At 32.0% G+C, this 21158-nt stretch carries 23 protein-coding genes; 11 read left to right on the top strand and 12 right to left on the bottom strand.

The window, feature by feature from the left end; all coding sequences use genetic code 11:
- Positions 1-58: 58 nt before the first annotated feature.
- The 10 genes from fabK (at position 59) to CLCOS_RS18705 (ending at position 9160) form a co-directional block, all read left to right on the top strand.
- On the top strand, positions 59-997 hold the full coding sequence (gene fabK / locus CLCOS_RS18750; protein WP_063601203.1) for an enoyl-[acyl-carrier-protein] reductase FabK: 939 nt from the start codon (positions 59-61) through the stop codon (positions 995-997).
- A gap of 21 nt (positions 998-1018) precedes the next feature.
- Complete coding sequence (gene fabD, locus CLCOS_RS18745) at positions 1019-1957, top strand: ACP S-malonyltransferase (protein ID WP_063601202.1); 939 nt, start codon at positions 1019-1021, stop codon at positions 1955-1957.
- A 10-nt stretch (positions 1958-1967) separates the two neighbouring features.
- A complete protein-coding gene (gene fabG / locus CLCOS_RS18740; RefSeq protein ID WP_063601201.1) occupies positions 1968-2714 on the top strand; it encodes a 3-oxoacyl-[acyl-carrier-protein] reductase in 747 nt (248 codons plus the stop codon).
- 25 nt (positions 2715-2739) lie between these two features.
- Positions 2740-3978: a beta-ketoacyl-ACP synthase II gene (gene fabF, locus CLCOS_RS18735; RefSeq protein ID WP_063601200.1), complete on the top strand. Its 1239-nt coding sequence runs from the start codon at positions 2740-2742 to the stop codon at positions 3976-3978.
- A 2-nt stretch (positions 3979-3980) separates the two neighbouring features.
- The gene (accB, locus tag CLCOS_RS18730; protein ID WP_063601199.1) at positions 3981-4478 is read left to right on the top strand and encodes an acetyl-CoA carboxylase biotin carboxyl carrier protein; all 498 of its coding nucleotides are present in this window, start codon (positions 3981-3983) and stop codon (positions 4476-4478) included.
- Between the two features lie 22 nt (positions 4479-4500).
- Positions 4501-4956 (top strand): 3-hydroxyacyl-ACP dehydratase FabZ, encoded by a 456-nt coding sequence (gene fabZ, locus CLCOS_RS18725; RefSeq protein WP_063601198.1) that lies wholly within the window; start codon positions 4501-4503, stop codon positions 4954-4956.
- 24 nt (positions 4957-4980) lie between these two features.
- A complete protein-coding gene (locus CLCOS_RS18720; RefSeq protein ID WP_013240783.1) occupies positions 4981-6324 on the top strand; it encodes an acetyl-CoA carboxylase biotin carboxylase subunit in 1344 nt (447 codons plus the stop codon).
- A 101-nt stretch (positions 6325-6425) separates the two neighbouring features.
- Entirely contained in the window at positions 6426-7301 is an 876-nt protein-coding gene (gene accD, locus CLCOS_RS22590; protein WP_013240782.1) for an acetyl-CoA carboxylase, carboxyltransferase subunit beta, read from the top strand.
- A gap of 27 nt (positions 7302-7328) precedes the next feature.
- Positions 7329-8174 carry an acetyl-CoA carboxylase carboxyltransferase subunit alpha gene (locus CLCOS_RS22585; RefSeq protein WP_013240781.1) on the top strand — a complete coding sequence of 282 codons (846 nt, stop codon included), beginning with the start codon at positions 7329-7331 and terminating at the stop codon, positions 8172-8174.
- Between the two features lie 38 nt (positions 8175-8212).
- Positions 8213-9160, top strand: a complete 948-nt coding sequence (locus CLCOS_RS18705) for a phosphoglycerate dehydrogenase (RefSeq protein ID WP_013240780.1) — start codon at positions 8213-8215, stop codon at positions 9158-9160.
- A 73-nt stretch (positions 9161-9233) separates the two neighbouring features.
- Here the strand turns inward: CLCOS_RS18705 and CLCOS_RS18700 are convergent, their stop codons facing one another.
- The 12 genes from CLCOS_RS18700 to CLCOS_RS18645 form a co-directional block, all read right to left on the bottom strand.
- Positions 9234-10433: a S8 family serine peptidase gene (locus tag CLCOS_RS18700; protein ID WP_013240779.1), complete on the bottom strand. Its 1200-nt coding sequence runs from the start codon at positions 10431-10433 to the stop codon at positions 9234-9236.
- Positions 10434-10614: 181 nt separating this feature from the next.
- The gene (locus CLCOS_RS18695; protein ID WP_013240778.1) at positions 10615-11508 is read right to left on the bottom strand and encodes a selenium metabolism-associated LysR family transcriptional regulator; all 894 of its coding nucleotides are present in this window, start codon (positions 11506-11508) and stop codon (positions 10615-10617) included.
- Positions 11509-11605: 97 nt separating this feature from the next.
- Positions 11606-12037 (bottom strand): DMT family transporter, encoded by a 432-nt coding sequence (locus tag CLCOS_RS18690; protein WP_013240777.1) that lies wholly within the window; start codon positions 12035-12037, stop codon positions 11606-11608.
- Positions 12038-12151: 114 nt separating this feature from the next.
- Positions 12152-12616, bottom strand: a complete 465-nt coding sequence (locus tag CLCOS_RS18685) for a dUTP diphosphatase (protein WP_063601197.1) — start codon at positions 12614-12616, stop codon at positions 12152-12154.
- A 298-nt stretch (positions 12617-12914) separates the two neighbouring features.
- Positions 12915-13160 (bottom strand): TM1266 family iron-only hydrogenase system putative regulator, encoded by a 246-nt coding sequence (locus CLCOS_RS18680; protein WP_063601196.1) that lies wholly within the window; start codon positions 13158-13160, stop codon positions 12915-12917.
- A gap of 103 nt (positions 13161-13263) precedes the next feature.
- Positions 13264-14655, bottom strand: a complete 1392-nt coding sequence (gene asnS, locus CLCOS_RS18675; protein WP_013240774.1) for an asparagine--tRNA ligase — start codon at positions 14653-14655, stop codon at positions 13264-13266.
- Between the two features lie 244 nt (positions 14656-14899).
- Entirely contained in the window at positions 14900-16717 is a 1818-nt protein-coding gene (locus CLCOS_RS18670) for a DUF4434 domain-containing protein (protein WP_063601195.1), read from the bottom strand.
- Between the two features lie 123 nt (positions 16718-16840).
- Positions 16841-17341, bottom strand: coding sequence for an SEC-C metal-binding domain-containing protein (locus CLCOS_RS18665; RefSeq protein WP_063601194.1), 501 nt, complete (start codon positions 17339-17341; stop codon positions 16841-16843).
- A gap of 231 nt (positions 17342-17572) precedes the next feature.
- The gene (locus tag CLCOS_RS18660) at positions 17573-17734 is read right to left on the bottom strand and encodes a CxxH/CxxC protein (RefSeq protein WP_013240771.1); all 162 of its coding nucleotides are present in this window, start codon (positions 17732-17734) and stop codon (positions 17573-17575) included.
- Positions 17735-17797: 63 nt separating this feature from the next.
- Positions 17798-18583 (bottom strand): MBL fold metallo-hydrolase, encoded by a 786-nt coding sequence (locus tag CLCOS_RS18655; protein ID WP_063601193.1) that lies wholly within the window; start codon positions 18581-18583, stop codon positions 17798-17800.
- A gap of 29 nt (positions 18584-18612) precedes the next feature.
- Positions 18613-19875 carry a UDP-N-acetylglucosamine 1-carboxyvinyltransferase gene (locus CLCOS_RS18650; protein WP_013240769.1) on the bottom strand — a complete coding sequence of 421 codons (1263 nt, stop codon included), beginning with the start codon at positions 19873-19875 and terminating at the stop codon, positions 18613-18615.
- 260 nt (positions 19876-20135) lie between these two features.
- Positions 20136-20303, bottom strand: a complete 168-nt coding sequence (locus CLCOS_RS18645) for a DUF1540 domain-containing protein (RefSeq protein WP_013240768.1) — start codon at positions 20301-20303, stop codon at positions 20136-20138.
- 217 nt (positions 20304-20520) lie between these two features.
- Here CLCOS_RS18645 and CLCOS_RS18640 point away from each other — a divergent pair, with 217 nt between their 5' ends.
- Positions 20521-21069 carry a 2'-5' RNA ligase family protein gene (locus CLCOS_RS18640; RefSeq protein WP_063601192.1) on the top strand — a complete coding sequence of 183 codons (549 nt, stop codon included), beginning with the start codon at positions 20521-20523 and terminating at the stop codon, positions 21067-21069.
- Positions 21070-21158: the final 89 nt, after the last annotated feature.

Genomic DNA, 21158 nt, shown 5'->3' with positions numbered 1-21158 from the left:
CTCTGGAGGTTAAAAATGATATTAGAAAAAATTAAAGAGGATAAAGGGAGGTTAATTTATGATTAATTCTGTATTTTCAAATATGGTAGGAATAAAGTATCCAATTATTCAAGGAGCGATGGCTTGGATTGCAGACAGCTCACTAGCAGCTGCAGTATCAAATGCAGGAGGACTTGGAATAATTACTGGAAACGCACCACTTGAATGGGTAAGAGATGAAATACGAAAGGCGAAAAAACTTACAGATAAACCTTTTGGCGTAAATATAATGCTTTTATCAGAAACAGCTGAAGCAGTAGCTAAAATGGCATGTGAAGAAAAGGTTAAAGTTGTAACTACTGGAGCAGGAAACCCAGGAAAATACATAGATATGTGGAAGGAAAATGATATAAAGGTTATACCTGTTGTAGCATCTGTAGCATTAGCTAAAAGAATGGAAAGAGCAGGAGTGGATGCAGTTATTGCAGAAGGCTGTGAATCTGGAGGACATGTAGGAGAGCTTACTACTATGGCATTAGTACCTCAAGTAGTAGATGCTGTAAGTATCCCTGTAATTGCAGCAGGTGGTATTGGAGACGGAAGAGGTGCAGCAGCTGCTTTTATGTTGGGAGCTCAGGGAATACAGCTTGGAACTAGATTTTTAGTTGCAAATGAATGCACAGTCCATGAAAATTACAAAGAAAAAGTGTTAAAGGCAAAAGATATAGACACCCAGGTTACAGGTAGGGCCACGGGCCATCCCGTTCGTGTTCTTAGAAATAAATTAGTGAGAAAATTTCAGTTGCTAGAGAAAAATGGAGCACCTATGGAAGAATATGAGAAATTAGGAAGAGGGGCACTAGCAAAAGCAGTTCGTGAAGGCGATATAGATAACGGTTCTGTCATGGCAGGTCAGATAGCAGGACTTGTATGTAAAGAACAAAGCTGTGATGAGATTATTCAGGAAATATTTAAAGAAACTCAAGAGAACTTAAAAAGAGTTCAAAATATGTTTTAAAAATAATATTTGGAGGTATATATGGGTAAAATAGCTTTCTTATTTTCGGGACAGGGAGCCCAGTACGTAGGTATGGGAAAAGACCTTTTTGAAAATATAGATGTATGTAAAAATGTGTTTAAAGATGCGGATGAGGTATTGGATTTTTCAATAAGTAATATGTGTTTTGAAGGCCCGGAAGAAAATTTAAACAAAACTGAAAATACCCAACCTGCAATTTTAACTACAAGTATAGCAGCTTTAAGAGCATTGGAGGGCTTTGGAATTAAGCCTGATATAGCAGCAGGTTTAAGTCTTGGTGAATATTCAGCTCTTGTATGCAGTGGTGTTATGGGATTTAAAGAAGCAGTTTCCCTAGTTAAAAAGAGAGGAAAGTATATGCAGGAGGCAGTGCCTGAAGGTATTGGTACAATGGCTGCAATACTAGGATTAGATTATGTAAAAGTGGAAAAAATATGTGCAGATAGTTCTTCTTTTGGTATAGTGGAAACTTCAAATATGAACTGTCCAGGTCAGGTAGTAATTGGAGGAGAAATAGAAGCGGTAAAAGCTGCTTGCAAGCTAGCAAAAGAGCGAGGAGCTCGCAGAGCTATAGAGCTTTCAGTTAGTGGACCTTTTCATACTTCTATGTTGAAGCCAGCAGCAGAAAAATTAGAAGGAGAATTAAATAAATTATCTCTTAAGGAGTTTTCAATTCCAGTTGTAACAAATGTTACAGGAGAGGTAATTGAAAAACTGGATAAGGTAAAACCTTATTTGAAAAGGCAGGTTATGAGCACTGTACTTTTTGAAAAAAGTATAAACACTATGCTTGAAGCAGGGGTAGATACTTTTGTAGAAATAGGGCCTGGAAAGGTTTTGAGTGGATTTGTAAAAAAAATAGACAGAAAAGCCCTTATGTTAAATGTTCAGGATATTAAATCATTAAATTCTACTGTGGAAGAATTAAAAAATAGATAGGAGAACTAAAATGGATATTGTTAGTAAAAAGGTAGCGGTAGTCACAGGTGGAGCTAAAGGCATTGGAAGAGCCATTGCACTTAAATTGGCAGAAGACGGATTTAATATAGTAGTTAATTATAGAAGCAGCTTAAATTCAGTAGAAGAAGTAATAGGTGAAATTAAGAAAAGAGGTTCTGAAGCTATTGCAGTGCAGGGTGATGTAAGTGTATTTGAAGATGCAAAAAATATTATGAAGCAAGCGGTAGATACCTTTGGTAGAATAGATGTACTCGTAAATAATGCAGGAATAACTAGAGATGGACTGATACTTAGAATGAAAGAAGAAGACTTTGATAAGGTAATAGAGGTAAACTTAAAAGGAGCCTTTAATTGTATAAGACATGTGAGTCCTATAATGGTTAAACAAAGAAGTGGTAAAATAATAAGTATATCTTCAGTAGTAGGAGTCACAGGAAATGCTGGCCAAGTAAACTATTCTGCAGCAAAAGCAGGAATAATAGGCATTACGAAGTCTACAGCTAGAGAATTAGCATCAAGAGGAATAAATGTGAATGCTGTAGCACCCGGTTTTATAAAAACCGATATGACAGAAGTTCTTTCAGATAAAGTTAAAGATGCTACATTAAATAATATACCTCTAAAAAAATTTGGAAGTGCTGAAAATGTAGCAAATGTAGTAGCTTTTTTAGCATCTTCTAGTGCAGATTACGTAACAGGCCAGGTAATAAACGTAGATGGTGGAATGGTAATGTAAAAATTTTTAAGGGTTGGTGAAAGATATGGAAAAAAGAGTAGTAATTACAGGACTTGGAGCAATTACACCAGTAGGAAATGATACCGATACATTTTGGAATAACATAAAAGATGGAGTTTGTGGAATAGACTTTATTAAGGCTTTTGATGTAGAAAATTATAAAGCAAAAGTTGCAGCAGAAGTTAAAGGATTTGATCCACATGAACGTTTAGACAGAAAAGAATCAAAAAGGTTTGATAGATTTTGTCAGTTCGCTATGGTTTCAGCAATGGAAGCTGTAGAAGATTCTAAACTTGATATTGAAGGTGTAGAGAAAGAAAGGTTTGGAGTAGTTATTGGTTCAGGTATAGGTGGAATAGGAACTATAGAAAAACAACATTCTGTGTTAGAGGAAAAAGGACCTAACAGAATAACTCCTTTATTTATACCAATGATTATAAGCAATATGGCTGCTGGAAATATAGCTATAAAATTTGGAGCTAAGGGACCATGCAGCAATATAGTTACAGCCTGTGCTACAGGTACAAATTGTGTGGGTGAAGCTTTTAGAATGATTAAGAATAATCTTGCAGATGTAATGATAGCAGGTGGAACTGAAGCATGTATTACACCATTGTCTATGGCTGGATTTGCTGCAGCAACTACTTTAACTAAGAGCACAGATCCTAAAAGAGCATCTGTTCCTTTTGATAAGGAAAGAGATGGATTTGTAATGGGAGAAGGTTCTGGCATATTGATATTGGAGTCTTTAGAGCATGCTCAAAAAAGAGGAGCTAAAATATATGCAGAATTAGTTGGATATGGTTTTACATGTGATGCATATCATATGACATCACCAGCACCAGGTGGTGATGGTGCAGCAAGAGCTATGAGCCTTGCTATAGAGGAAGCTGGAATTGAAAAGGAAGAAGTATCTTATATAAATGCTCATGGAACAAGTACAAAGATAAATGATAAAGTTGAAACAGAGGCAATTAAAAAAGCTTTCGGAGATTATGCTAAGAATATACCTATAAGTTCTACAAAATCAATGACTGGACATTTGCTTGGAGCTGCAGGAGCAATAGAGGCTATAATAAGTGTTAAGGCTTTAGAAGAAGGAATTATACCGCCTACGATAGGATATAAAGTTCAGGATGAGGAATGTGACTTAGATTATGTTCCAAACAAGGCAAGAGAAGCTGAGCTTAAATATGTTATGTCTAATTCTTTTGGATTTGGTGGACATAATGCAGTGATTTTATTAAAAAAGTGGAGTGAGTAAATATGGACTTTAAAGCAATTGAGAATATGATAAAAACTATGGATAATTCAAAGCTTGGATATTTAGAAGTTAATTGGGATAATGTATCTATAATTATGAAAAAGCAGGGCGAAGAAGGAAACATAAAACAGGTAAACATAGTAAAAGAAAATAGAGAAAATGTAAAACCTGTTTTTGAAAAACAAAGTGACAAAACTGAAGTAAAAGAAGATAATATAGATAAGGTAAAAAAAGCTGAAGAAAACAAAGATGACAATATAAAAGAAGTAAAGTCACCTATAGTAGGTACTTTTTACAATTCATCAGGACCTGAAAAACCTGTTTTTGTAAATGTAGGATCTAAAGTAAAAAAAGGAGATACTCTGTGTATAATAGAAGCTATGAAACTTATGAATGAGATTCAAAGCGAGGTAGATGGAGAAGTAGTGGATATTTTAGTTAAGAATGAACAGATGGTAGAGTATGGTCAGCCACTATTTAAAATAAAAACTGAATCTTAATAGCTGTGGGAGGAGAATACTTATGGAACAAGATGAATTTAATGTGAATTTTGGAATAAATGAAATAAAACAAATTATTCCTCATAGATATCCATTTCTTTTGTTGGATAAGGTAACATATATGGAACCAGGTAAGAAAGTCATAGCATATAAGAATGTTACTGCTAATGAATATTTTTTTCAGGGACATTTTCCAGAAGAACCTGTAATGCCTGGAGTACTTATAATAGAAGCATTAGCTCAGGCTGGAGCTGTAGCTATTTTAAGCAAAGAAGAATTTAAAGGAAAAATAGCTTTCTTTGGAGGAATAAATAAGGCAAAATTCAGAAGAAAGGTAGTGCCTGGGGACACACTTAGATTAGAAGCAGAGATTGTAAAAATTAAAGGACCTGCAGGAATTGGAAAGGCAGTAGCCTATGTGGAAGGCAAAAAAGCTGCTGAAGGTGAATTGTTGTTTATGATAGGAGACAAAAATTAAATTGTCAGGAGTTGAATTTTAAAAGTGTTTAATAAGATTTTGATTGCCAATAGAGGAGAAATAGCAGTTAGGATAATTAGAGCTTGCAGGGAAATGGGAATAGAAACTGTAGCAGTGTATTCAGAAGCAGATAGGGATGCACTTCATACTCAGATGGCGGATGAAGCCATATGTATAGGACCGGCATCTCCTAAAGAAAGTTATTTAAACGTACAAAATATAATAAGTGCCACAGTTTTATCAGGAGCGCAAGCTATTCATCCTGGATTTGGTTTTTTATCTGAAAACAGTAAGTTTGCAAGTATATGTAAACAGTGTAATATTACTTTTATAGGCCCTACTCCGGAATGTATTGACAATATGGGCAATAAGTCTAATGCTAGAGATATAATGGGAAAGGCAGGAGTTCCTATCGTTCCAGGGTCAGATGGTGCTATAAAAACAAATGAAGAACTTTTGGAAACTGCAAGAAAAATAGGATATCCTGTTATGATAAAAGCCTCTGCAGGCGGTGGTGGACGTGGTATAAGAGTCGTATATGATGAATCTGAGATTATAAAAAATTATGAAAATGCTAAAGCTGAAGCTAGTGCAGCCTTTGGAGATGACACTATATACTTAGAAAAGTTTATAGAAAGACCAAAGCATGTAGAAATTCAGATACTTGGAGATAATTTTGAAAATGTAGTTTATCTGGGGGAAAGAGACTGTTCCATGCAGAGAAGAAATCAAAAAGTAATGGAAGAAGCACCTAGCAAGGTAGTTACGGAAGAACTTAGAAAATCCATGGGAGAAACAGCTGTAAGGGCAGCAAAGGCTGTACATTATAATAATGCTGGAACTGTAGAATTTCTTTTAGACAAAAATAATAATTACTATTTCATGGAGATGAATACTCGTATTCAAGTAGAACATGCTATAACAGAAATGGTAACAGGTATAGATCTTGTAAAAGAACAGATAAAAATTGCAGCAGGAGAAAAGTTAGATTTTTCTCAAGAGGATGTTAAGATAACCGGTCATTCTATAGAATGCAGAATAAATGCAGAAGATGTAAAAAGAGGTTTTATGCCTTCTCCAGGAAAGATAAAAGACTTATATGTACCTGGAGGTTTTAATGTAAGAGTAGATAGTGCAGTGTACTCGGGATATAATATTCCTCCCTATTATGATTCTATGATAGCAAAGCTCATTGTATATGGAAAAGATAGGGATGAGGCTATATGCAGAATGAGGAGAGCCTTGGGAGAGTTTATTATAGAAGGGGTTAGTACCAATATAGACTTCCAATTTGAACTCATAGATAGTAAGGAATTTATAGAAGGAACTTATGATACAAAGTTTATAGAAAATAATTTCAAGTATTAATTCCTTCCTTTATTTGTAGTAAAATAGTTATATTGCTTTACTATAAAATAAATTGACTATTTACGATTTGGTGGTCAATCTTATAAGAGAGGTGATAAAGCTTGTTAAATAAATTCTTTAAAAAAACAAAATATATTACAGTTAGTCAGAGGGCTTTAAATAATATCCATGAAGATTTAGATTCAAAGCCAAGTATACCAAATGGAATGTGGGTAAAATGTGATGGATGTGGTAAGGTACTGTATAAGCAGGATCTAGAAAAAAATAATAGGGTATGCCAGTATTGCAAGCATCATTTTAGGATGAATGCTAAAGAAAGAATAGATCTTATAACAGATAAGGATAGCTTTTGCCAATTTGATGAAAACATGACGTCTACTAATCCTATAGGATTTAAAGGATATGAAGATAAAATCAGCAATATGCAGAAAAAGACTAACCTCAAAGAAGCTGTAATTACAGGAAAGGGTACTATAGGAGGAGAGTCTGCAGTAATTTGTGTTATGGATAGTAATTTTATGATGGGAAGCATGGGTTCCGTGGTAGGAGAGAAAATTACTAGAGCTGTAGAAAAAGCTATTGAGTTAAAAATACCTCTAATTATTTTTACAGCTTCTGGAGGCGCTAGAATGCAGGAGGGTATTTTTTCATTAATGCAAATGGCAAAGATAAGTGGAGCTATAAACAGGTTGAATGATGCAGGACTTTTATATATATCGGTTCTTACAGATCCTACTACTGGTGGAGTTACAGCAAGTTTTGCTATGCTTGGTGATATAATTTTAGCAGAACCTGGAGCACTTGTTGGATTTGCAGGAAAGAGAGTAATAGAGCAGACCATAAAGCAAAAACTTCCCGATGGATTTCAAAGTGCAGAATTTCTATTAAAACATGGATTTGTAGATAGTATAGTTTCAAGGGAAAATTTAAAGAGTACCTTGAAGAAGATATTGTATATTCATAATAGGAATAGGTAAATTTTCTAAATGAAAGGAAGCTCTTATATGGAAAAATTAGAAAAGGTTCAAAAAATTTTTAATAAAAAATTTGAGAGTAAAAGTGCGTGGGATAGGGTTACTTTAGCTAGAATGATAGAAAGGCCAACTTCACTTGATTATATAAATAGAATATTTGACTCTTTTATGGAGCTTCATGGAGATAGATATTTTAATGACGATCCTTCTGTAGTAGGAGGCATTGGATTGTTAAATGGTGAGCCTGTAACCATTGTGGCCCAGCAAAAAGGTAGGAATACACAGGAGAATATAAAGAGAAATTTTGGTATGCCGGAGCCTGACGGATATAGAAAAGGATTAAGACTCATGAAGCAGGCAGATAAATTTGATAGGCCTATTATATGTTTTGTGGATACACCTGGAGCTTTTTGCGGCATGGAAGCAGAGGAAAGAGGACAGGGAGAGGCAATAGCCAAAAATCTGATGGAGATGTTTAATTTAAGAGTACCTATAATATCTATAATAGTTGGAGAAGGTGGAAGCGGAGGTGCTCTTGCTTTTGCTGTAGCGGATTCAGTTTGGATGCTGGAGAATTCTATATATTCTATTTTAACCCCAGAAGGTTTTGCAGGTATACTATGGAAAGATGCTTCCAAAGCTAAGGAAGCAGCTGAGATTATGAAAATTACAGCTCAAGATTTAAAAAAATACGGTATAATAGATAAAATATTAAAGGAACCTGCAGGAGGGGCACAAAAGGATGTAGATAAAATGTCCTGCACCATAAAAGAAGAACTTATAGAAAAAATAGGCATACTTAGGAAAAGGTCTAAAGAGGAATTACTTGAACAAAGGTACAATAAATTTAGAAAAATGGGTAAGTTTATGGAATAGCTGGATGTTAGGTATTTGATTTTATAGGGGTGAGTCTTATGGGAATTAAATTACTGTGTACTCGTGATTTTGGTAAGAAAAGTATCAGTGGCATACAAAGATTGGGATATGACATAGAAGTAGTTGAAGATGACAATTTGTATTATAAGGATGAATTTAAGGAAGCAGAGGTTTTATTATGCTATGATCCTTTTAAAACTCTAGATATAGGTAAAATGAACAAGCTAAAATGGATACAGCTTTTTAGTGTTGGAATAGATCAGGCTCCCAAGGATGATATTAGGAAGAAAAATATAATCTTGACTAATAATAAGGGTGGATATAGCATACCTATGGGGGAATGGATAGTATTAAAGATATTAGAAATGCTGAAACACAGCCAGAAATTCTATGAAAAACAAAAAAATAAGATCTGGAAAATGGATATGGGAATATTGGAGTTGTGGGGCAAAACGGTAGGATTTATAGGCACAGGTAGTATAGCTAAAGAAGCGGCAAGTAGATTGAAACCATTTGGTGTAAAAATTTTAGGCTTAAATACAAAGGGTAGTGACGTGGAATATTTTGATAAGTGTTTTTCTTTGGAAAATGTAGAAAATATGTTAAAGTTATCTGATATAGTAGTAGTGTCTATTCCCTATACTAAGAAAACTAATCATTTAGTAAATGAAAACTTATTTAAAAGTATGAAAAATGGAGTTTACATAGTGAACATTGCTAGAGGATCTATATTAGATGAAAAATCTTTGCTAGAGAATATAAAAAATGGGAAAATAGCAGGAGCTGCTTTAGATGTGGTAGAAAATGAGCCTTTAGATGAGAGTAGTCCTTTTTGGAAATTTGAAAATGTAACTATAACGCCTCATAATTCTTGGGTATCGGATCAAGTGGACATTAGGAGATTTAATATGATTTATGATAATCTAAAAAGGTATGCATCAGGAGACAAATTAGTAAACATAGTAGATATAAATAAGGGTTATTAGAATTAAATTATATTTTGTTAAATGATAAACTACAAAGAATAGATCAAACTATTCATTTGTAGTTATTTTATATTTAAGGCAATAATTTATTTAAATCTAGCATACCAGAACCTTGACACCACTTTGGTACGTTGAGTAGGTTGCAGGATATTTTTAAAAGAGAACTTAGATCATTGAAAGTGAGCTCAGGATTATTTTCATACAGTAAGGCACATACACCACTTATATAGGCTGCGGCACAGGAGGTACCAGTATAATATACATATGGATTTTCAAGCGGTTTTGGATATAGTTTTGCTCCATTTCGCTGGGGTATATATTGTGTATTTGAGTTTATAGAGCATATATTTACGCAGGCAGCACTCAGATCAGGTTTTTGAACTTTATTAATAGGACCGCAAGAAGAGTATTTATAGGATTTAGGATCTTTAAAAGTTGTATCAATACCTGCAGCAGTTATACAATTGTTTAAAGTGGCAATGCCTTTTATGCTGCCTTGAAGGTTACCTTGGTGACCAGACGGCACTATAATTGTTATGTTTAATTTAACAGCTATTTGAAACATTTTTTCAAATAAGGATAGTATGAAATGATTATCAATATCTAGTTCAAAGGGAAGGCAAATTATTTTTATTTTTTCATCTGAGCTTTCATTCAATAATAATTGAAGTGAAAATAATATATCCGATACATAGCCTTTACCTAGGGCATTAAAGGCTTTTATAGAGTAAATACTGCTGTTTTCTGCAATACCTTTATATAGTCCTTTGGACTCAATACCGCTGCCGCACATAATTCCACTCATAAAAGTACCATGTCCATTGTCATCATAGGGATATTTATATGAGTTTATTAAATCCACAAATTTTGTTATCTTATTTTTAGGATTCAAAAGATCTGGATGAGGGTAAGAACCTGAGTCTATTAACCCTATACACACATTTTTGCCTGTGAGCTTATAGTTACCTTCAAAGACTACACCATTTGAAGCAAGCACGCTATTATTAGCGCACAGTAGAGCACAGCAGTCATTTAGCACATAACGTACTTGAGGAAATTCTATTATCCTGTTTATAGAACGGGAGGTTAAGGTGGCACATATGCAATTTATAATTGGAATTGAACGTATTATTTTACCGTTGTACAGCTTTACTTTTTTTTCTATAGTTTCCATAAGGGAATTGCATTTTATTATAACTCTGTAAGTTTTATATAATCCCTTGTCCATTGATAATTTTAGGTTAAGTTCCAACTTGCTTTTTATGGAAAACATATTATTCTCCTTAAAATTTATTACAATATATTATAATGCTTATTACAGTATATGTGCTATAGATATAAATGATAATTAAAAACTCAATTTTAGCAGTTTAAAAAAATTACGAAGCAAAGCTTTTGAAAATAACAAAGTTTTATGTATAAGTTAATTTATGGAAAAAGAACCCTATATCATACTAATCTATCTTAAAACATTTTTTACAAAAGTTAAAAAATGATTTTGCTGTTGGAGTAAGGGATCTTTTAGAACTTATAATAAGATATATTGATCTAGTTAGTGGAATATTTTTTATAGTACTTTCCTTTACAAGTCCTAGGGATACATAATTTTTAAGTACTTCTTTTGAAACTACAGCTATACCAAATCCTTTTCTTACAAATTGTATAAGAGTACTTATATTATTTACTTCTAAACTTGAAGTTATGTGAGAAATGCTATATCCATTTTTTGTTAAGGCATCTTCAAAGGTCTTTCTTGTAGCAGAACCTTTTTCTCTTAATATAAAATTGTATTTAAAAAGGGAAGGCATGTCTATAATATCAGGAAAGTTAAAGGAAGGATGAGATATAATCACTAGCTCATCTTTAGTTAATTCATAACTTTCAATTTTCTCATCGTCTATAGGTTCTCCTATTAATCCAATTTCAAAATTAAATTTTATTATGTTATCAATTATTTTTGAAGAGTTTAATTCTAATACATCGAAGGTTACACTAGGATGTATATTATGAAATTTTTCTATTAAGGAAGGAACTAAGGTGTTACAAGGAGTAGTACTAGAAGCTAATTTTAAATTACCAGTTATAGTTTCATTGAAATTAGTTAATGTATATATGGCGTTATCACGGATTTCTAAAAGTTCTAATGCAAAGTTTAGAAAAGATTCTCCTGCAGGAGTAAGATGTACCTCTTTAGGAGTCCTGTCAAATAAGTATACTTTTAATTCTTTTTCTAAAATAGAAATGTGAGAACTAATGGCAGGCTGGGATAAAAAACTGAAATTTGCAGCCTTTGAAAAGCTTTTAAATTTGGCTACATTTATAAAAGCTTCTATCTGTTTAAAATCCATTAAAGATTCCCCCTCAAAATGGTAACTTTAGTTTTTTAACATATCCTGTATTAATTATATATTTATTTAATTAATTAGTCTAATATATTAAAAATTACTAGCTTCTCCATTTAAGTATTATTATGCCTAGAACCATCATAATTAATCCTATTATTTTATTTGTTGTAAAACTTATTTTCTGGGAATCAAACAGTCCCCAAAAATCAATTAAGGCTGCAGTAGCAAGTTGAGCAACTAAAATTATTGCAATAGAATGAGTTGGTCCTAGAAATTTAATGCCCTGTATTACAGTTACTGTTATGATTATACCTAAAATCCCACCTAAAAGGTATAACTTTTTACAGCAGCCTATGTTTTGCAAGGTGTTTTTTTTGCTAAAAAAAGCTAACATAAGAGCTATTACAAATCCAGTACCTTGAACTATTGTAGTTGTGATCCACAGCCCTAATTTATCGCTCAATCTAGTATTAAATACACCCTGAATGCTCATGCTTACTCCTGCTACTATTGAATAAAGTATACCAAACAATTTATATCGCCTCCCACAGTAGTTTAACCATAGGAGATCTATATTATTAAAACTTTATTTGTAAAAAAATATTCTCAAGGCTATGCACTTGAGAATATTAGAAATTAAAATTATTTACATAAGAACAGAATGTTTAGAGTAGTAAGCATTTTCTATAGTTTTAGTAGAAAAACCTAGGCTGTATCCTAAACTCAAAAAATCTTCGAATAAAGTTATGTAATGATCCTTAGATGAACAGACGATAAAGTCGTTTATATCAATATATAAATTTAAAAATTGAGATGTAATATCTCCATCGTTGGTTTTTATGTTTATTTTAATATCAGTAAATTCTTTTTCAAGTCCTAGAGTTAATATAAAATTTAAAGAATTTATATACTCCTTTAAAATTAAATCATTGTTTGCAGTTACATCATTACTCCAAAAATTAAAACACTGGGTTTCATTAGCCAGTTCAGCCATCTTTACTTGAAGTGCAAGAGTTTCCTTTGAAATTAAAGAATCTTTTTTTATAGAAATGTTATTTCTAATTCTGCTATTTAAATTTTCTTGTAATTCAAATAATTTTACTATATTCATGCATAGGCCGCCTTTCTCTATATATAATTATTATAAAATTTTTTTACAATGACTTTTCCTACATATTATATTTTAGCGAAATTTAATAAATATTGAAACAATGTGCAACCGGTTACAATGAAAAAAATTATAAAAATTTATAAATTTTTATAATTTTTCGTATAAAGTAATTTTGATGTCAAAAATAAAAGGTTTACAAAGCAATTCTAGTATGTAAGGTTATTTTAAACACAAAAATAAGACCTCCTTAATTTTATGCAAATTTTAGAAGTCTTATTCTTATTCTTATTTAGTAAAATTACTTTTTAGTTATAGCAGTTTTTACCGTTATTCCATCTAGTTTACCTAACTTGCCGGTCATGGAACTTATTTCATCTGAAGTACCGTCTATTATTACTGATATAACTGAAACGTTTCTTTCTCTGTATGGAATACCTAATCTTCCTACTATGATATTTGAAAAAGAGTGAAGTATAGTATTTACTTTTGGAGAGTTTTCAAGATCGTTTACTACTATACCAACTACACCTATTCTTTTTTCCATACAATATTACCCCCCTTAAGGCATTTGAAAGAAAATAACAAGTTAAAAAATAGTCTAACATACTGACTAGTTATTTCTTTCAAAATGCCTAACAATTAATGCGTTAAAATTCAGCAGAACCAGTTGTTCTAGGAAATGGAATTACATCTCGTATATTAGACATACCAGTTATATACATTAGTATTCTTTCAAACCCAAGGCCAAAACCAGAATGTTTAGTTTCTCCATATTTTCTAAGTTCTAAGTACCACCAATAATCTTTTTTATTAAGCCCAAGCTCTTCTATTCTTTTTTCAAGAACTTTATATCGTTCTTCTCTTTGGCTTCCTCCAATTATTTCTCCTACTCCTGGTACCAAAAGATCTGCAGCTGCAACTGTTTTACCATCTTCATTTTCTCTCATATAAAATGCTTTTATGGCTTTTGGATAATCAGTAACAAATATAGGCTTTTTAAATACCTTTTCAGTTAGATATCTTTCATGTTCTGTTTGAAGGTCAATACCCCACTCTACTGGATATTCAAATGATGCCCCACTTTTCTTTAATATATCTACAGCCTCAGTGTAAGTTATTCTACCAAATTCTGAATTAGCTACATTATCTAATCTACTAAATAAAGTTTTATCTATAAAAGAATTGAAAAAGGCCATTTCTTCTGGTGCGTTTTCAAGCACGTAATTTATTACATACTTTACTAGTTCCTCTGCCACATCCATATAATCTTTTAACTCAGCAAAGGCCATTTCAGGTTCTATCATCCAAAATTCAGCAGCGTGTCTAGCTGTATTTGAATCCTCTGCTCTAAAAGTAGGACCAAAGGTATATACATTTCTAAAAGCAAGAGCCATAGTTTCTGCGGACAATTGACCACTTACAGTTAAATTTGTTTCTTTGCCAAAGAAATCTTTTGAATAGTCTACGCTGCCATCTTCCTTTTTAGGAATGTTATTTAAATCCATAGAAGTTACTTTAAACATTTCTCCAGCACCTTCACAGTCACTTCCAGTTATTAAAGGTGTGTTTGCATATACAAATCCTCTTTCTTGGAAGAACTTATGAACTGCATAGGCGGCTATAGAACGAACTCTAAATACTGCAGAAAAAGTATTGCTTCTTGATCTCAAGTGAGCGATGGTTCTAAGATATTCTAAAGTATGTCTTTTCTTTTGAAGAGGGTAGTCTGAAGATGAATTACCTTCTAATGTTATTTCCTTGGCCTGTATTTCAAAAGGCTGTTTTGCGTTAGGTGTAAGAACCAAGGTGCCCTCTATAGACAATGATGAACTGATAGCTAATTTTGTTAGTTCTTTAAAGTTAGGCAATTTTTCATCAAAGACTATTTGAATGTTTTTGAAAAATGATCCATCATTTAATTCTATAAAGCCGAATGATTTAGAATCTCTTAGGGTTCTAATCCAGCCTGAAATTTTAATATCTTTGTTTACAAATTTTTCAGTTTCTCTATAAAGAGATCTTATCAATGTGGTTTCCATAAATTTTCCTCCATAGGTACATTGTATTTTAAATTTTCATAACTGCTTTAAAATATTGGATTAACTGAATACACAGCTTTTAAGATTAGCATGAACTTTATAAATAGGTTCTTGGTATCAGAGGGAGTTTTAACTCGATCTGATGCTTAGGAATCGTTATTTAGTCACATTCTATTATATTATACAATAATATAATAGGTATGCAAACGAAAAGTTTACATTAGACATATGTACAGTGGTGTTTTTAGTTACCTCGTACTTCAAATTCATCTATAAAAGTATAATAATTAGGTTTAGTAACAGAAGTCAGTTTTACGTATCTTGCATTTATAGGCCTGGACAAAGTTAAATATAGTGGATATTTGGAACCATATCTATCTGAAAAAGGTACAGAAGGAATCCTAAAAAGTCCTACAGGTGTAAAATTTACACCATCTTCAGATACCGCAATGGAAGCTCTATCAGGAAGTTCAGCCCAAGAAATTGTGTCTTTAAAATAACTTACCATGAATTGTTCCAATTGTTTTGAGCTTCCTAGGTCTATAGTTATATCTATGGGTTTAGTGTACCAACCTACCAAAGCTTTGTCTTTTACTGAATTTACAGAAGCAAACTTTCCGTCAGTAAGTTTTTTAAGCATTGCATCATTGTAATTTTCGTGGGGCATAGGAAGCAAGGTATAAGTACAATTCCTTGAAAGCAAGTTCGGAAGCTTTTTTATAGAATCCACTGCAACTACTGCAGGCTTTGAAGGTTTTGATACATTGCCTGAAAAACCTAGAGATCTTACCTCATAAGTACAATGTTTTGTATCTTCCCGTAGTAAAGGTATATCTATAATGGATTTAGTAAAAGATTGAGGATTACCCCCATATTTCCTTTGGGTCATAATACGAGAAATTAGGGTACCGTTTCTGTAAACTTCATAGCCGCAAATATTATTAGAGTTTTTAGGGCTTGACCAAGTTATTTTAAACTCATTTTTCTCTATAGTTGATACAGTTAAATTTTGAGGAATATCTAATTTTTTTATAGGAAGCTTTCCTTTTTTTACATAATAAGAATATGCCTCATTAAAGCCACTGTCTATATTATTTGGACTATAATAATGGCTGTAAGAAAAACATATTATATTATCTACGCAGGGCTGTTCTAAAGTGAGTTGTTTTAAAAACCTGTCTAAGGGTACACTGGAGTTATTGGCATAATCAAAGTTTTCAGCGTTGGCCCAAAATAACATGCCAGGTTTGCTATCTACAGCTTTTCTAAGGGCAGTATACCATGAATTAACTTCTTCTAGTTTTAGTCTGCCACTTCCTACGCAATCTTGAGGACAAAATACATCTCCTTTTCTAAAGTTTGTTTTTGAAAATACATATTTCCAGTCTGCTTCATATTCTTTGGCAGTACCTGCAGATGAATTCATGAAAGGAGATAATAAAATAGGAAGACGCTCTTTTCTTTCAGTAAGAGTTTTAAGGTGAACATTTATAGCATTTATTAGATAGTCATACTTATTGAATTTATTAAATTTGGCATTGTCTACTTCATAGGGAAAGTACCATCCATAAAAAGCATTAGGATATTTACGGTGATAGTTCCTATATAAATCATCAGCTATAAGACTATTTCTTTCCATTTGAGAATTTAACCAGACGGAGTTTTCAGGAGATATTTGCCACCACTCATCGTTATAGTTGGTATCCATAAAAACTTTCATGTTTAATTTTTGGGCATTTTTTAAACATAAATCCACAGGATCAACATTAGGATATAATTTTGGGTAGTTTGTGTTTGAATTTTTATATGAAATCTTAGTAATGTTGCCATTAGTTTGGGAAACACCAGAGAGCACCAAATAATTCATTTTGTTTTGTTTTAGATATGTTATCTCCTTCTTCCAATCACTATCGGACCAATTTTGAGTTAGATCTAACTGGATAAATGATCCGGTGACTATGGGGTAATTTTTATTAGACTTGAGTGGGCTATTAAAATAAATAAACGTAAAAAGAGCAATTGCTAAAATTGAAACTATTAGTATAGCTTTTTTATTTTTCATATTTATAAAATCCCTCCTTTATGAAAACTTAAGGTTTATTTAATAATAATACATATAATATAATAATAAAAATGGAGCAAACTTTAAAAAGCTTACTCCAAATTAAACATGAAAATCATATGCTTATTTTTTGCCACAGCATTGTTTATACTTTTTACCGCTGCCGCATGGACAAGGATCATTTCTACCAACCTTAGTTTTATTTACTATGGTTTTAGAAGAAACCCATTGTTTATGTATTTCTCTTCTTTTTTGGTTTGAAAATATAGACTCCCACTGAGGAAGATCATACAGATAATCAGCTTTGGCATCTAACATATTAAAATACAATTTTTCAAAATTAATTTTTATAGCAATTTTTGAATCTACCTTTAAGTCTTCAAGAACTAAAGGTTTTTCAAGACTGTCATTTATTCCATCTAAAAATCCCATAAAAAATACTTCTGAAGTTTCAAATTTTTTTGCTAAATCCTTTATAGCTCCATCTATAGTGCCCTCATGTCCAGATAAAATTTTTTTATAAATATTTTTTTCAATTGAGCCATATTCTTTCCAAAAGGCAGCTTCACCTTTTGACTTTACAAAATTCACAACCATATTTGTCCAATCTTCATACAAACTCATACTTTATCCTGCTGCATATATTTTTTACAGCAGTACCTCCCTTCAAACTACAGATAAATATATAGGTGTTCTAATTTAAGGACTAATTTGTATTAATACAATGCTAGCCTTTGCCTAAAACAACCACATTTATCTTCTATTTTAAATATTTTGTCTAAGTTAAAAATCTCTTTAATAAAAAACCTATACTGAGGTATTATAATAAAAATTATTATATTTTGCAATTCCTTTTTAAGGTCTTGATTTTAAGGCGTAAGAGGCCTCTTTGTTGCAATAAGTACACTTATGACCTGTTATATTCACCAAATAGGGAAAAGTTTCATTATCCACCAAAAAGTCATCAAAAGCTATGTCAACATGATGATCACAGCAGTATGTAGTTTCTCTTTCCATTCTAATATCACTCCTGACAGTTTTCACAAGACAAAATTAACGGTATAAAACCCTCCCATACTTTTAAAAGCTTATATAATTGCTGGGCTGATCACGTCTTGCCATGGATATACTTACATCAGTATTTAATTTAATACCGCATTCTCTTAAACTATTTGTTACAGTTTCATAGGCCAATTCAGGATAATTATTTATTTTACTTAAATGTCCTAAAATAATTCTTTTGAATTTTCCATTTAAAATGTCTGGGATGACCATTCCACAGTCATCATTAGATAAGTGACCTACTTTACTTAGAATTCTCCTTTTTAAATCATAGGGATAAGGTCCAAACTTTAACATTTCTACATCGTGGTTACTTTCTAAAAGAATTAAATCTGAATCTTTTAATATATCTTTGATGTGATCTGACATAAAACCTAAGTCTGTTGCTACACATGCTTTCTTGTTTTTGCAGTTAACTGCATATCCATAAGGATCTGCAGCATCATGGGATATACTATAACTTACTATGTCCATGTCTTTTATGTTTATATAATTGTCATAAATTATTTTAATATTATGCTCTTTTATCTTGCCTATAGATTTTAACATGGCTTTCCAGGTAAGGGTGTTTGCATATATAGGTATATCATATTTCCTAGATAACACACCTACACCTTTAATATGGTCACTGTGTTCATGGGTAACTAGTATGGCGTCTATGTCATTTGGCTTATGTCCAATTTTTAAAAGAGCATTTTCTATACTTTTACCAGAAAGTCCTGCATCTATCAGAATTTTAGCATTATCAGATGCTATAAATATGGAATTTCCACTGCTGCCGCTGTATAAAGGACAAAAAATCATAATAAATCTCCCTATTAACAATATTTGTATTACTCAGAATAAGATACTCTCTTTATATCGGCACCTAGAGCTCTAAATTTATCTTCTATGTTGGGGTATCCTCTATCAATGTGCTTAATACTTAAAACTTCAGTAGTGCCCTCGGCAATAAGGCCAGCTATAACCATTGCAGCACCAGCTCTTAAGTCTGTTGCTTTTACAATAGCTCCACTGAGCTTACTTACGCCATCTATAATAGCGGTTCTACCTTCTACTTTAATATTGGCACCCATTTTTTTGAGCTCATCTACATGCTTAAATCTACTTTCCCATATACTTTCATTTATAATGCTTCTTCCTTCTGCTACGGTTAAAAGAGTACTTAAAGGTTGCTGTACATCTGTAGGAAATCCAGGGTAAGGTTGGGTTTTTATATTTACACCCTTTAATTTTCCACTTGATTTTACAGTAACAGAATCACCATCTTCTATTACCTCAGCTCCCATTTCTATAAGCTTTGCTGATATAGATTCCAGGTGTTTAGGTATAACATTTTGTACAACTACTTCTCCACCGCAAGCTGCTGCTGCAATCATATATGTACCAGCTTCTATTTGATCTGGTATAACACTATAGGAGCAACCTTTTAGTTCTTTAACCCCTACTATTCTTATTATATCAGTGCCTGCACCTTTTATATTTGCACCCATGCTATTTAAGAAATTTGCTACATCTACTACGTGGGGTTCTTTTGCTACATTTTCTAAGGTAGTTACACCTTCTGCAAGGGAAGCAGCTAACATTACGTTTATAGTGGCTCCTACGCTTACTACGTCAAAAAATATACTTGTTCCAATCAATTTTTTAGCTTCTACTAATACACAACCGTGTTTAATTTTAACTTGGGCGCCTAAAGCTTCAAATCCTTTTATATGCTGATCTATAGGTCTAACCCCTATAGGGCATCCTCCTGGCAGTTCAACCCTAGCTTTTTTAAATCTGCCCAGCAGTGCGCCTATGAGATAATAAGAAGCTCTCATTTTTCGTACATCATCAGTGTTTGCATCTATACTATTTATAGTAGTACTATCAATTACTACTGAATTTTTACCTGTTTTTATTTCGCAGCCTAAACTTTCAAGAATTCTTTCTATGCAGTGGACGTCTTCTATATTAGGTATATTATCAATTGAGCATAGTCCTTTACTGGCCATTATTGATGCCGGTAATATTGCCACAGCAGCATTTTTTGCACCGTTAATTTCTATAAAACCGGAAAGAGGCCTTCCACCATTAATTACCAATTTATCCATTCACGTATCCATCCTTATCACAAATTTATATTTATATAAAGTTTAGAAAATCTCAAATTTAATTCATATTACACAAAATTTATTATATCATAATTTTGTGTTATTTTAACATAAAATTTGAAAATATGAATGATACTCTTAAATTATAGTGTAAGTGAAATTAATTATTTTTAAAATTAGAGCCCAGCTTTAATGACAAAGCTGGGCTGGCGGAATTGTTTTAAGTTTTTATTGTTTCAGATAGATACTGTGAAGAATAATTACTCTTGTTTCATAAAACTACCACAGTCAGTACATTGTACGTCTTTAGCCATAGATTCATGCTTTGTAACTTGTATTTTGTCGAGAGTGCAATAATTTGTATTCTTTGCATGAAATCTGCATTCGTTTACTATACATCCAATACTATTATTTTCAGTATTATTCATAATATACCTGCTTTTAAAAAATAAATATATTTTAAAGCAGGAATTCACCTCTTTCTTTTTGTAAATTTTATAACATTAGTATTTTTACACTTAGACATATTTTATATACCTATAATTACTGGTAATTTTTAATGCTATAAGAATGATAATTATGTGATATAATGTTAGTTACATACTATACATTTTTGTAAAATTAATTTGGGGGATTGAGAAAATAATGAAATATTATTTAGTAGCTTTGTTTGATAAGGATTCTTATTCTTATATTGAGCATATACAAAGGAATATATGTAGAAAGTATAGACTGTATAAAAATATACCACCTTTACATATAACTCTTGGAGCTGTGGAAAATCCAGATATAGAGAAATTTACTAAGATTGTTTCTGATATATTAAAACCTTATAAGAAGTTTAAAGTAAAAGTGAATGAAGCTATTTGTTTTAATCAATCTTATAAGTCTGTTAATTTAAAGGTAGAGAATAAAGGATATGTAATAAGGCTGGCAAGACAGATAAATGAAACTTTAAAGCTTTATAAGTTTGACGTTAAAGAAAATGGAAATAATTGGGATTTACATACTGTACTTGCAAATACGAATTACTCCATTAAGGAATTGACATCCAAGGAGTATGTTTCAGCTTGTAATAATGGGAAAAAAGATGAAATTTATAAAATGGCTCGAATAGATAGAATAGCACTTTGGAAACCTATAAACAATAGAAAGGAAACACTTATAAAAAATTTTCCTTTAAGGGATTTTTAATATAATTTGATTAAAAAGGTAGTAAACTTTAAGTTTACTACCTTCTTTATCTGATGGCTACCTACTGTTATCTCTCACTTCTATCAAAG

This window comes from Clostridium coskatii, assembly GCF_001675205.1.
GTDB classification, from domain to species: Bacteria; Bacillota; Clostridia; order Clostridiales; family Clostridiaceae; genus Clostridium_B; species Clostridium_B ljungdahlii.
This window is presented reverse-complemented; position numbering and strand designations above follow the sequence as displayed.

Bases quoted from the DNA above. Each gene is read 5' to 3' on its own strand.
- fabK (WP_063601203.1), top strand. From the start codon at position 59: ATGATTAATTCTGTATTTTCAAATATGGTAGGAATAAAGTATCCAATT.
- fabD (WP_063601202.1), top strand. From the start codon at position 1,019: ATGGGTAAAATAGCTTTCTTATTTTCGGGACAGGGAGCCCAGTACGTA.
- fabG (WP_063601201.1), top strand. From the start codon at position 1,968: ATGGATATTGTTAGTAAAAAGGTAGCGGTAGTCACAGGTGGAGCTAAA.
- fabF (WP_063601200.1), top strand. From the start codon at position 2,740: ATGGAAAAAAGAGTAGTAATTACAGGACTTGGAGCAATTACACCAGTA.
- accB (WP_063601199.1), top strand. From the start codon at position 3,981: ATGGACTTTAAAGCAATTGAGAATATGATAAAAACTATGGATAATTCA.
- fabZ (WP_063601198.1), top strand. From the start codon at position 4,501: ATGGAACAAGATGAATTTAATGTGAATTTTGGAATAAATGAAATAAAA.
- CLCOS_RS22585 (WP_013240781.1), top strand. From the start codon at position 7,329: ATGGAAAAATTAGAAAAGGTTCAAAAAATTTTTAATAAAAAATTTGAG.
- CLCOS_RS18705 (WP_013240780.1), top strand. From the start codon at position 8,213: ATGGGAATTAAATTACTGTGTACTCGTGATTTTGGTAAGAAAAGTATC.
- CLCOS_RS18700 (WP_013240779.1), bottom strand. From the start codon at position 10,433: ATGTTTTCCATAAAAAGCAAGTTGGAACTTAACCTAAAATTATCAATG.
- CLCOS_RS18695 (WP_013240778.1), bottom strand. From the start codon at position 11,508: ATGGATTTTAAACAGATAGAAGCTTTTATAAATGTAGCCAAATTTAAA.
- CLCOS_RS18685 (WP_063601197.1), bottom strand. From the start codon at position 12,616: ATGAATATAGTAAAATTATTTGAATTACAAGAAAATTTAAATAGCAGA.
- CLCOS_RS18680 (WP_063601196.1), bottom strand. From the start codon at position 13,160: ATGGAAAAAAGAATAGGTGTAGTTGGTATAGTAGTAAACGATCTTGAA.
- asnS (WP_013240774.1), bottom strand. From the start codon at position 14,655: ATGGAAACCACATTGATAAGATCTCTTTATAGAGAAACTGAAAAATTT.
- CLCOS_RS18670 (WP_063601195.1), bottom strand. From the start codon at position 16,717: ATGAAAAATAAAAAAGCTATACTAATAGTTTCAATTTTAGCAATTGCT.
- CLCOS_RS18665 (WP_063601194.1), bottom strand. From the start codon at position 17,341: ATGAGTTTGTATGAAGATTGGACAAATATGGTTGTGAATTTTGTAAAG.
- CLCOS_RS18660 (WP_013240771.1), bottom strand. From the start codon at position 17,734: ATGGAAAGAGAAACTACATACTGCTGTGATCATCATGTTGACATAGCT.
- CLCOS_RS18655 (WP_063601193.1), bottom strand. From the start codon at position 18,583: ATGATTTTTTGTCCTTTATACAGCGGCAGCAGTGGAAATTCCATATTT.
- CLCOS_RS18650 (WP_013240769.1), bottom strand. From the start codon at position 19,875: ATGGATAAATTGGTAATTAATGGTGGAAGGCCTCTTTCCGGTTTTATA.
- CLCOS_RS18645 (WP_013240768.1), bottom strand. From the start codon at position 20,303: ATGAATAATACTGAAAATAATAGTATTGGATGTATAGTAAACGAATGC.
- CLCOS_RS18640 (WP_063601192.1), top strand. From the start codon at position 20,521: ATGAAATATTATTTAGTAGCTTTGTTTGATAAGGATTCTTATTCTTAT.